Source organism: Bifidobacterium sp. KRGSERBCFTRI (assembly GCF_025908335.1).
On record NZ_CP109653.1, the window covers coordinates 2213122 to 2225024 of the forward strand.

Consider the following 11903-nt stretch of genomic DNA (forward strand, 5'->3'; position numbering starts at 1 on the left):
ACCCTGACATACACCCCCGATTCTCCGCATCACTCTCCCCCGATCGGATCATACGAATCGGATGGCGCATGCGAGCCTCATCACCACAACATGAATCGTATTGCCCGCATGCCCACACCGCGTGATCGGGACTTCATGACGATCTTCGGATTCGGCGATGACGAGGCTCCCATGCGCACAATCTGTCATCGATGGTGCGTCGCATCTCATACCTCGGGGCTGCGGGCGACTCTTGGCGTAGATGCCAGCGGGAGGCCGCTCAGCGTGGATATCGACAGCGAAGGGCCGCATGCCATTGTGGCAGGCACCACGGGTTCCGGCAAATCGGTGCTGCTGCAATGCTGGTGCCTGGCGCTCGCCGTCACCTACCCACCCGACAGACTCGGATTCGTGTTCCTTGACTTCAAGGGCGGTTCCGCTCTGGATCGGCTGGCCGCACTTCCCCATGTCCGTGGATGCGTCAACGACCTCGACCTGTCATATGCCTCCAGGGCATTGCGTGCCTTGGAAGATGAGCTGTCATGCCGCGAGCATCTCGCCGCCCGCCATCATGTGAGCGATATACGTCAGCTACCGGATGCACCGGCACGACTCATGATTGTCGTCGACGAATTCCATATGCTCAATGAACAGTTGCCCGGCTATATGGACAGACTGCTTCGCGTGGCCTCGCTCGGTCGTTCGCTTGGCATGCATCTGGTGGTGTGCACGCAGAATCCGATGGTGGAGATCAACGCCTCGATGAAGGCCAATATGAGTCTGCGCATATGTCTTCGAGTCCAGGATGCCATGCAATCCCATGAGATGATCGGATCGGCACTGGCTTCGACCATTCCCGTGGATTGTCCCGGAACGGCAGTGCTGAACCATGAGGGTGAGTGCGTGATATTGCAGTGTTTGCAGCCTTCGAATATCGGGGCATTGACCGTGCAGATACACCAATCCGCCCGTTTTTTCGGTCAGACGAACCGTGCGATGCTGTTCACTCCTCCGTTGCCATCGGACATCGATGAGGATGAACTGTCCTGCATGCACATCGACGCATGCAGCGATGCCTCACGTATACTCATTGGCGTCGCAGACACTGGCGTCTCGTTCGAACCGGCCTTCATCGACCTTTGTGCCGGTTCCGTCGCCATCATCGCACCGCCACACCGCGGTGCGCATACACTGCTTGAACGCATCCGGCGGGAGGCCATGCGTCACGGCACACCGGTGGACTGTTTCCCCGATGCGGATGAGGCCTTGGAACCGATGAAGTATATGAGCGGTGACAATGCCCTGCGGCTCAGCATAGCAGACACTTCCACGCTCACCGTGTTCAGCCTGCGCACCTCACGCCCACTGCGCATTCCCGACCATGCGTCCGTACGCATCGTGTTCGCCTGCGGAGACAGGAATGCCGATCTTGCGGATGGCATCCCCGCCGACATGCTTGCGGACCATGCGCCTTCCGAGTTCATGAGGCCCGGTCGCGCCGTGCTGCTGGAACAAGGGTGTGCCCGACTTATTCAGTGCATACGAGACAGGTCGGGAACATGATATTTTCCGCCTTTTGATCGAAACCCTTGAAAAATCCATGACGGTTGCATAGTATAGCGATTTAGCGTTACCACTCGAGCGTGAGGATTGACATGAGCAGTGCTTTCGATTGGCGTGCCAAAGCTGCATGCCGTGATAAGGATCCGGAGCTTTTCTTCCCTGTAGGCAACACCGGCGCGGCCTACCAGCAGATCGAAGAGGCCAAAGCAGTGTGCCGCACCTGCAAGGTGATTGACGCCTGCCTCAAATGCGCCCTTGACACAAATCAGGATTACGGCGTATGGGGCGGTCTGAGTGAGGACGAACGACGCGCCTTGAAGCGACGCGCCATGCGCGCGCGTCGCTCCCAGTCGCTCCAGATGCAGATCTGAGCTTCTGCGTTCGCATCCCCTATGCGCAAGGTGCCCGGCATCCAATTGGATGCCGGGCACCTTGCGCATAGGGGATGCGTCATCTCAGGCCGCACGCAATGTCATGTCTAGAATCACTCTGGTGCCACCATCACGCCCATGTTCCCAGCGCACATTGCCACCGAAGTCGTTGGTGACGAAAGTGTTAATGATCTGCGTGCCAAGGCCTGATCCTGAGGCCTTGGCCATGCCGTTGCTCTCCTCCTGGTCCATGCCGTTGCCATCGTCTTCCACCACGACATTAAGACATTTGCCCTCACGCCCCACCGATACGGTGATGTGCCCCTCCTTGCGCCCATCGTAACCATGTTCCACGGCATTCGTAATGAGTTCGGTGAGCACCAACGACAACGGGGTGGCGTCCTGCGCGGGCATCTTGCCGAATTTGCCCACGAAGTCGATGGTGATGTGTTGGTCCCGCATCGAGGCCAGGTCGACGCTCATGCGCAGCAGATTGGAAATCACCTTGTCGAAATCCACGTTCTCGTCGGCGGTCTGGCTGAGCCCCTCATGCACCATGGCGATTGTCTGCACGCGACGCATGGCCTCTTGCAGCTCCTTCTTCACCTCTTGGGACTTCGTCTTACGCGCCTGCAGTCTCAACAACGCAGACACTGCCTGCAGGTTGTTCTTCACTCGATGGTGAATTTCAGAAATCGTGGCATCCTTCGTCTGCAACTCCACTTCCCGGCGGCGCAGTTCGGTGATGTCACGGCACAATACAATGGCGCCCGTGCGCCCATGGCCGTCCATCAACGGCATAGAACGGATGGAGACCACTGAGTGATTCGCATTGAGTTCGGAATCCACCGGCGCCTTGCCCAACAGCACCAACGGCAAAGATTCCGGCACCGGATCGTTCTGGTGAATGAGACCTGCACCCACCTCACCGAGGTTCTTACCCTGCATCATGTCGACCATACCCAGACGCCTGAAACAGCTGATGGCGTTCGGCGATGCATACGTGACGTCGCCATCCACCGTCAGGCGCATGAAGCCGTCGGACACACGTGCATTATGCCGTTGGTTCATCACGGCATCGCGGTATGGGAACTGCTCGCGGGTGATCATGGCGAACAGCTGGCGCCCCACCTCCAGACTCTCCCATTCATACCGGCCATTGGATTCCCGGTTCTCCAGATTCGTCTCGCGGAGCACCAATCCCAAGGTCTTACCGTTGTGACGGATGGGCGCATAGGTGTTGCAGATGTTCATCCCATCGATATGCTGCAGATTCTGCGACCTGTAGACGCCATCATGCTGCATGGCGGCCTCACATTCGTTCCTCATCCATGCATCGACCTGCTGGCCCACCACATCGTCCACCCGCATGCTCACCACCGTGGATGGCCTGCACTGCTCGGCGAAGATATAGCTTCCATCGCCTTTCTGCAGGATGAGCAGAAGATCGGCGAAGCTCAGGTCGGCGATGACCTGCCAATCCGCCACCAAATGGTGAAGCCATTCCCGATCGCTGTCGTCGAAATCCGGTCGCGTCGCGAGTATCTGTGAAAAATCAGCCATGGCTTCATCATAGCCAGCAACGCGCACAAGAACAGCTACGCATATACGCAGTGTAAGGACGTGCCACCTGTCATTATGCTACGGTATCGTAACTTACGGTAGCGTAGGATTGGAGGTAGGAAGGAGACGGCATATGACACCGGAGCAAGTCGAACGCAAGCGCGCAGCCGTGATCGAGGCCCGTGAACAGGCATTGGAGGCGAAGGCGAATCTGGTGCGTACGAAAGCGCATGCCAAGGCCGAGAAGATTCGTCGCAAGGCCGACAACAAGGCGAAGAGAACGATAGCCAAGGGTGAGGAGCAGGCCGCCAAGCTCGAGGGAATCGCACCTCGGGAAATCGAGCGCAAGATCCGCCTCGATGTGCATGGGCGAGAGAAGCCCGCCATGCGCGGTTGGATTCACGCAGGCGCCGCCCCGTTGGCCATCGCGGCTGGCATTGTGCTCATCTGTCTGGCCCATGGGGCGGCACTCAAATGGGCTTGCGCCGTGTTCATGGCATCCTCTGCATTCCTGTTCACGAACTCCGCACTATACCATCTCGGCGACTGGTCGCCCAGGGTCACCGACGTGCTGCGCCGCATCGACCATGTCAACATCTTCCTGCTCATCGCCGGCACCTATACGCCTGTCTCCTTCGCCCTCGACGATTTCTGGCGCAAGGCGATCATCATCGGCATGTGGTCCTGCACACTCATCGCCCTGATCATTCATGTGGTGTGGATCAATGCACCGCGTTGGCTCTATGTGCCGGTCTACATCATCTTCGGCGTCTCCGGCGTGGCGTTCATGGGCTTGTTCTGGACGTCACCGGTGGCCGGTCCTGCTGTGGTATGGCTGCTACTTGCCGGCGGCGTATGCTATATCGCCGGCGCCGTCGTCTATGCCAAACGGTGGCCCGACCCATGGCCGAAAGTGTTCGGCTTCCATGAGATATTCCACATCGGCACCGTGTTCGGGTATGCCTGCCATGTGGTGGCCATCTACTTGGTCGTATGCCATCTGGCCGCCCTCGCCTGACGGGCCTCTCTACCAGCCGGGAATATGGGAGGGCCCGCGAACACATGCATGTGTTCGCGGGCCCTGCCATATTCCCGGTATCAATTCAATGGCTCGGATTCCTTGATCGTGACCGAGATCTCACGACCGTTCGGCGCCTTGTATGTGACCACATCCCCCACCTTGTGGCCGATGATTGCACCGCCAATCGGCGACTCAGGGCTAATCACATCGTAATCGGTGGCCACCGTGATGTCACGCGAACCAATCACGTACTGCATCTCATTGCCACCCAACTCGATGGTGACCAACGAACCATTGCCCACCTCGCCGGCCTTGGGCGCCTCTATGATCTTAGCATTGCGCAGCTTGACGATGAGTTCGTTGATACGCCCCTCATTCTTGCTCTGTTCCTCGCGCGCGGCCTGATATCCGCCGTTCTCCGAGAGGTCGCCCTCTGCGCGGGCCGCGGCGATGCGTTCGGTGATCTCGTCGCGGTATTCACCCTCGCGATGAGCGAGCTCCTCCTTCATCTTGTCGTACGCCTCCTGCGTGAGCAGCACGACCTTTTCTTCCTGTTCCATATGACCCTCCATATGACGCGGCTTATGCCGCCATTGTACAGCAAGGGCACCGGCATTCCACCGGTGCCCTTGAAAACCCGTTCGCTCAGCGCGTGGAGATGATGTCCACCACGAACACAAGCGTGTCATCGCCGCCGATGCCGGCCTGAGGCGCACCGTTGGCCCCATAGCCGTATTGCGGCGGAATCGAAATGAGCAGACGCGAACCAACGTTGTGCCCCGGCACGGTCTGGTCCCAACCCTTGATCACCTGTCCGACGCCAATGCCGAAACTCGCCGGATGGTGCCTTTCGAAGCTTGAATCGAACGCCTTGTCGTTGCCCCACACCTGACCATGGTAGTTCACGGTCACCGTGTCGCCACGACGTACAATCGGCCCGTTGCCCTCTTCGAGCTCCACGACCTTGAGCCCCTGCGGGGCCTGCTCACTCGGGAATTCGATTTGCGGCGTATCGCCGAATGCTCCCTTGACCACAGGCATATCTGTTGCCATATCAGTCTCCTTTGCTCGGAATACCACAGCCTAGCATACCCCCGTCCTAGCATATGCGCGCATTTCATTCACCGCCGCACGCAGGCGCTAGCATTCCACCACATTCAAGGCGAGGCCTCCGGTGGCGGTCTCCTTGTATTTTGCCATCATGTCTTCACCGGTGTCTTTCATCGTCTTGATCACCTGATCGAGGGTGACGATATGCGTACCATCGCCGAGCATGGCCATACGCACTGCGGATATCGCGGTGTTCGCCGCTATGGCGTTGCGTTCGATGCATGGAATCTGCACCAATCCGGCGATGGGGTCGCATGTGAGTCCCAGATGGTGCTCCATGCCAATCTCCGCGGCGTTCTCCACCTGCCGAGGATTTCCCCCGACCACAGCGCACAGGCCAGCCGCGGCCATGGAGCATGCGGATCCCACCTCCCCCTGGCACCCGACCTCGGCTCCTGAAATCGAGGCATTGCGCTTGATGAGGTATCCGATTGCCGATGCGGTGAGCAGGAACTTCTTCACCCCCGCCATATTCGCATTCGCGATGAAATGCCAATAGTACATGAGCACTGCGGGAATCACTCCCGCCGAACCGTTCGTCGGCGCGGTGACGATGCGTCCTCCCGCCGCGTTCTGCTCATTGACTGCCAGGGCGAACAAATCAACCCAGGCCTCGTTCGACGACTCGAGCTCCCGCACGCTGTCGGCCGCCGGCTGATTGAGCAGGTCTCCGCTGCCCGCAAGCCGGTCATACATGGCGGGTGCGCGTCGCGGCACATTGAGCCCACCCGGCAGCACCGCTTGCCGGCTGGTGCATCCTTCATGGATGCAGTCGCGCATCGTGCGGAACACCGTTTCGATATGCCGGTCGATCTGTTCGGCAGGTCGTATGGCAGTCTCATTCGCCCAGACGACCTCGTCTATGCCCAAACCGGTACGTACGTATATGTCGATGAGCTCGGACGCCGTGGAGAATGGGTAGGGCAGCCCAGCCATGCTGTCACCTTCCACCGACAACGCGGTCTGCTCGCTCATCTGCTCCTCGGAATCACGCTGCACGGCTGGGGGGACTTCCGCGTGAATCGGCACAAGCGGATCCGTGGCCAAACCACGTTGGATGAATCCACCGCCGATCGAATACCACACCTGTTCGAGCAGTTGCTCACCGTGCTCGCCATATGCCGTGAACCGCATGCCATTCGGATGCGCGGCGAAACGTCGCCAGTGGTCGAACTCGATATCGCGTCCATATTCGAATGCGATCTCGTGTTCGCCGTTCAGATTCAACGTGCCACGCTCATCACAGATCTCATGGATGCGCGCGAGATAATCCGTATCCACCGTCTTCGGCTCGTTGTTTTCCAACCCGACCACGGCGGCACGGTCAGTGCCATGCCCGAGTCCGGTCAATGCCAACGACCCATAGAGCGTGACATGCACACGGGTCACACGGGCAAGCAGATGCCCGTCTGCGAGCGCCTTCGAGAAACGCTGTGCGGCGAGCATGGGGCCCACGGTATGCGATGAGCTTGGGCCCACACCAACGGAGAACATATCGAGCACACTGAACACACACGGCATTGTACACGCGTCTGCGAGCGACAAGCCGGTTCAGAGGGGATCAGGCATGCACGGACTGGTACATCGCCGCGAATAGGAAGCCTCCAGCGATGGCGAGCAATACGGTGATCACACCGATGGCGATCATCACCTTCGTGTATTTGGCGAGGCGCTCACCCAGCGTGGATGCGAAGAAGAACGAGGCAAACCCGAGCATCGCGCCATTGACACCGGCGACTATGGTGTCATGGTGCGACACGGTTTGGCCGAGCACCGGCCCCGCGATCATGTTCATGAATCCGAGCACGACCCAAATGGTCCACACGGCGAAGCCGACGGCACCGATAAGCGAATAGACGACCGGCTGCAGTTTGCGCTTCATGCGGTAGGCGAACGATTCAGCGCACCACAGCAGCGCGAAGCCCACGACATATGCGAACGCGACGGCGAGCAACATGGCCACAAGCACCCATGAACCAATCGGGAACAGACCGGGTGTGAATGAAAGGTAGATCGGTGAGCATACGAGTTCGCACACACATAGCGTGGCCGCGATGATGATGGCCTGCACGAGCATGACCGGCATGCCACTCTCCCCGTGCACTTGGACGGAGCTACCCGCAGGAGTGACTGTGGACTCGTGCGTATTCGATGCCTTGACTGCGGTTCCCTTGGATGCCATGTTCCTCCCATGCCCTGGAGCGTGATCTGTCATATGAGTGTAGGGAACAGATGTATCAGGCAGTTTTCGAACATGCGAAGAACCACAAGGTTCTCACAGTACGGACATATGGCCGTACTGCATGCCGTGTCTGGTGAGGAGGTGCCCCTGGCGGGACTCGAACCCGCAAGCCGAAGCGACCGATTTTAAGTCGGCTGCGTATACCATTTCGCCACAGGGGCTTCGGGGCGCACGCGTCCCGAGACAGACATTATGTCACACTCACCTGATTTACGTCGATCACGGGAGTGCGCCATATCGGTGTTCAGTGTTCTGTAGGGCGCTCGTTGCAGGTCTCAAGCGTCCTGCGACCCAGATCGATGATGAGCCCGTCAAGCAAGCCGTGCTCGCTGGCCACGTAGGAATCGATGTGCTGGCCGTGGTCGAGCAATGCAGCCTCGGCCACGCGGGCAAGCACACGGTTCCACACCAGCGCGCCGCCGCCGACAACGTCGATACGTCCAGGATGGATGGTCTTATGAGTGGCACGTTCCGCACGGGTCATATTGAGGAACCGATCATCGACGGCGAACGCGGTTTCGAAGTCCATGCGCACACCGTCCACAGCCACATGATTGTATTCGGTCAGTCCCATGGCGAGTGCCGTCATCGTGGTCACGGTGCCGGAGACACCGACTATCGTATGCGTCCTGCCGGCAGGCACATGTCGGAATGCCTCGGTGATATGCCTGTCGATGTCATGAACTGCTTCGTCGATCTCCTGCTCGGTCGGCGGATCGTGATGAAGATGGCGTTCGGTCATACGCACCGAGCCAATGTTCATCGAGAACGCCGCCTGCACCTTCGTAGCTGGAAGCGTATCGCCATCGCCACCAAGCACCAGCTCACATGAACCACCACCCAGATCGACCACCAGATATGGGGCCTCGACGTCAGGCAGCGATGAAATGGCACTGCTGGCTGCCAGGAAACTCAGGTCCGCTTCCTCGGTGCCCGAGATCACCTCGGGGCGGACTCCCAGAATGGATTCCACCGTGTTCTCGAATTCCTCGCGATTGTCGGCATCGCGTGTGGCGGAAGTGGCCACGAAGCGAATGGCGTCCACCGCATGCTCATCAAGAACGTCCTTGAATTCGCGAACGGCGGCATAGGTGCGTTCCAAAGCCTCATCGGAGAAGCGGTGAGTCTCGTCGACACCCTGCCCCAAGCGCACCACGCGCAGCATTCGCGGCACGACGTCAGTGACCCCATGCTCGTCGACCCGCGCGATTTTGAGTCTAATCGAATTGGTTCCGCAATCGATTCCGGCCACTGTCACTGCAGTCATCTCTACCTCCCTCTCGAGTCACGCATACGGCCGATGCCGTCAGCGTGTCTCTTGTCCGTCGGATTGCGCCCGCACACATCGGCATACCGTCGGATCGAACTCATTGCGCATGCGTTCCAATGCCATATCGCCGATCGGGTTGACGCCGGGGCCCATGACCAGCGACTGTGCCACCAAGGCGTGCAAACACTTCACACGCACCGGCATGCCACCGGCGCTTATACCTTCGATGTGCTCCTCACTCTCATTCAGCCGTTCGGCAAGACCGTGGCGGAATGCCAGGTACGCGGCATGCGCCCTCTCGTATTGAGCACGCAGATTGGTATCGTCGGCAAGCATTTCGTTGTATTGTCTCATGAGTCCATCGGCTTCCAGATGCGATACGGCCTTCACCGCCTCCGGACTGGTCAGGTACATGGTCGTGGGGAATGGAATGCCACCGGGCAATACAGGCCCTGTGATCACCACCAGCGGGGTGCCGTCCCCGACGCAACGTGCTCCGACAGCCACCATGCCACGCGGATACCTGCCAAGCTGGGTCTCGACGGTGGCGATGTCATTCTGCGTCGCCGGGTGCTCCATGACCCGCTGCAATGTCTCTGCGGCCAATGTCTCTATGCCGTTGGCGTTCCGGCCTTCTTTGCTCATGCTTCCTTCCGATCTTGGTCAGGGAATCGAACGGGCCATCGCCCGCATGGTGTGTGGGTATGTCGAATGCGCTACTGCCCTGCCGAACCGCCATCCTGCGGGGCATCGGTGCCCGCGGTGGCATCAGGGTCATTCTGTTGCCGCGATTCGGCGGTGTTGCCATTATTGGTGGCATCGGGTTTTCTGGCATCCGATTCCTTGAACGAATAGGCGAGCTCACTGTACCAGGGCAGGTTCGATTGGCCCGTTTCCGTGTTCGCATTGGCATCGGACTTCGGCTGTTCGCCGCTCACCGCCTCGGGATGCTCCACCTTGATCGCCTGCTCCCCTGGGAACACATACCCGAGCCGTTCCCTGGCCTGGGCGGTTACGTATGCAGGGTCGTCCCAGCGGGCGATGTCGTTTTCGAGATCCTTCTTCTGCGCCGCGAGCACGGCTTCCTGCTTCTTGAGCGAGTTCAGCTCGCTCAGATTGATCGCATACGTGTGGAATGCGGAGATGATCTGGATGGAGCCCACCGCGATGACGAACAGTGCGATGAAGAATGCGATGGGGCCGGTGTTCGCTCCCTTCGTGTGCGTCCGCTCCTTCTTGGACGAGGAGGGCGCAGACTGTGGTTTCGAAACATGTGGCCGCTTGCTCATAGGAACGAAAATACCCGCCGCATTCGACGTGCGGCGGGTATTAGCGAATAAGGTCCCTAAGGACGGGTCACCCGGTCAAACCAGAATGCGTTTCGAATCACATGTACTTCCGGCATGCCTTGAATGCGCTGTAGCCAGCGTATTCGGCGGTCGAACCGAGCTCTTCCTCAATCTCGAGCAGGCGGTTGTACTTGGCGATGCGCTCGCCACGTGCCGGGGCGCCGGTCTTGATCTGGCCGGTGTTCTTGGCGACGGCGAGATCGGAGATCGTGGTGTCCGGCGTCTCGCCCGAACGATGGGAGACCATGGAGGTGAAGCCGTTCTTCGTGGCCAGCTCGATGGCGTCGAGGGTCTCGGAAACGGTGCCAATCTGGTTGAGCTTGACCAGCAGGGAGTTGCCGGCGCCCATATCGATGCCCTTCTTCAGACGCACCGGGTTGGTGACGAACAGATCGTCGCCGACGAACTGCAGGCGGTCGCCAAGGGCCTTGGTGATCTTGGCCCAGTCTTCCCAGCCTTCCTCCTGGAACGGATCCTCGATGGAGACGATCGGGAACTGGTCGACGAGCTTCTCGTAGAAGTCGAGCATGTACTCGGAATCACGGTCCTCACCATCGAAGTGGTACTTGCCGGTCTCCTTGTTGTAGAACTCGGAGGAGGCGACATCGAGGGCGATGCCGATCTGCTTGCCCGGCTCATAGCCGGCGGCGGAGATGGCGTCCATGATGTACTTGAGGGAATCCTCGTTGGTCTTCATCTTCGGAGCGAAGCCGCCCTCATCGCCGAGACCGGTGGCCAGACCCTGCTTCTTCAGCACGTTCTTGAGGGTGTGGTACACCTCGACGCCGGCCTGCAGAGCCTCGGAGTAGGTCTGGAAGCCGTACGGGGAGATCATGTACTCCTGGATGTCGGTGGCGAAGTCAGCGTGTGCGCCGCCGTTCATGATGTTCATGTTCGGAACCGGGAGAACATGGCCGTTGGTGCCGCCGATATAGCGGTACAGCGGCAGTTCGGCGCTCTCGGCGGCCGCATAAAGGGCGGCGAGGGAGACACCGAGGATGGCGTTGGCGCCCAGACGGCCCTTGTTCGGGGTGCCGTCGAGCTCGATCATCAGGTCATCGAGTGCGCGCTGGTCGGTGGCGTCCATGCCGATGACCTTCGGGGCGATCTCCTCGTTCACCGCCTTGACGGCACCGAGGACACCCTTGCCCTGATAGACGGACTTGTCGCCATCGCGACGCTCCCAAGCCTCGGCTTCGCCGGTGGAGGCGCCGGAGGGAACGAGACCCAGGCCGCGAGCACCGTCATCGGTGTCGAGCACGACCTCAACGGTCGGGTTGCCGCGGGAATCAAGAATCTGGCGTGCGTACACGCTTTCAATTGCTGCCACAACTTCTCCTTAATGTGCATAGGTTGTGATGACAGTTTCCAGCGTAATGAGATTGTTGGACGATTGGCGGGAGCGGATCAGAAAAAATGTGAGCGCTCCCACGAC

At 59.5% G+C, this 11903-nt stretch carries 12 protein-coding genes and 1 tRNA gene; 3 read left to right on the plus strand and 10 right to left on the minus strand.

What is annotated here, in order from left to right; translation table 11 throughout:
* The first annotated feature begins 171 nt into the window (after window positions 1–171).
* Both OGI63_RS09615 and OGI63_RS09620 read left to right on the plus strand, forming a co-directional pair.
* Window positions 172–1542 (plus strand): FtsK/SpoIIIE domain-containing protein, encoded by a 1371-nt coding sequence (locus OGI63_RS09615; protein WP_264309070.1) that lies wholly within the window; start codon window positions 172–174, stop codon window positions 1540–1542.
* 92 nt (window positions 1543–1634) lie between these two features.
* Window positions 1635–1913: a WhiB family transcriptional regulator gene (locus OGI63_RS09620; RefSeq protein ID WP_004217727.1), complete on the plus strand. Its 279-nt coding sequence runs from the start codon at window positions 1635–1637 to the stop codon at window positions 1911–1913.
* 84 nt (window positions 1914–1997) lie between these two features.
* Here the strand turns inward: OGI63_RS09620 and OGI63_RS09625 are convergent, their stop codons facing one another.
* Window positions 1998–3476, minus strand: a complete 1479-nt coding sequence (locus tag OGI63_RS09625; protein WP_004217726.1) for a sensor histidine kinase — start codon at window positions 3474–3476, stop codon at window positions 1998–2000.
* 133 nt (window positions 3477–3609) lie between these two features.
* Here OGI63_RS09625 and trhA point away from each other — a divergent pair, with 133 nt between their 5' ends.
* Window positions 3610–4494, plus strand: a complete 885-nt coding sequence (gene trhA, locus OGI63_RS09630; protein WP_004217725.1) for a PAQR family membrane homeostasis protein TrhA — start codon at window positions 3610–3612, stop codon at window positions 4492–4494.
* 80 nt (window positions 4495–4574) lie between these two features.
* Here the strand turns inward: trhA and OGI63_RS09635 are convergent, their stop codons facing one another.
* The 9 genes from OGI63_RS09635 to eno form a co-directional block, all read right to left on the minus strand.
* Window positions 4575–5057 (minus strand): GreA/GreB family elongation factor, encoded by a 483-nt coding sequence (locus OGI63_RS09635; RefSeq protein ID WP_004217724.1) that lies wholly within the window; start codon window positions 5055–5057, stop codon window positions 4575–4577.
* Between the two features lie 85 nt (window positions 5058–5142).
* Window positions 5143–5550: an FKBP-type peptidyl-prolyl cis-trans isomerase gene (locus OGI63_RS09640; protein ID WP_004217723.1), complete on the minus strand. Its 408-nt coding sequence runs from the start codon at window positions 5548–5550 to the stop codon at window positions 5143–5145.
* A gap of 87 nt (window positions 5551–5637) precedes the next feature.
* Window positions 5638–7128, minus strand: a complete 1491-nt coding sequence (locus tag OGI63_RS09645) for an L-serine ammonia-lyase (protein WP_004217721.1) — start codon at window positions 7126–7128, stop codon at window positions 5638–5640.
* Between the two features lie 40 nt (window positions 7129–7168).
* Window positions 7169–7693, minus strand: a complete 525-nt coding sequence (locus tag OGI63_RS09650; RefSeq protein ID WP_004217719.1) for a hypothetical protein — start codon at window positions 7691–7693, stop codon at window positions 7169–7171.
* Window positions 7694–7931: 238 nt separating this feature from the next.
* Window positions 7932–8010: transfer RNA gene (locus tag OGI63_RS09655), tRNA-Leu, on the minus strand.
* Window positions 8011–8093: 83 nt separating this feature from the next.
* On the minus strand, window positions 8094–9116 hold the full coding sequence (locus tag OGI63_RS09660; protein ID WP_004217718.1) for a Ppx/GppA phosphatase family protein: 1023 nt from the start codon (window positions 9114–9116) through the stop codon (window positions 8094–8096).
* 39 nt (window positions 9117–9155) lie between these two features.
* Entirely contained in the window at window positions 9156–9764 is a 609-nt protein-coding gene (locus tag OGI63_RS09665; RefSeq protein ID WP_004217717.1) for a DUF501 domain-containing protein, read from the minus strand.
* 71 nt (window positions 9765–9835) lie between these two features.
* Window positions 9836–10408, minus strand: coding sequence for an FtsB family cell division protein (locus OGI63_RS09670; RefSeq protein ID WP_004217716.1), 573 nt, complete (start codon window positions 10406–10408; stop codon window positions 9836–9838).
* A 97-nt stretch (window positions 10409–10505) separates the two neighbouring features.
* Window positions 10506–11798: a phosphopyruvate hydratase gene (gene eno, locus OGI63_RS09675; RefSeq protein WP_004269110.1), complete on the minus strand. Its 1293-nt coding sequence runs from the start codon at window positions 11796–11798 to the stop codon at window positions 10506–10508.
* Window positions 11799–11903: the final 105 nt, after the last annotated feature.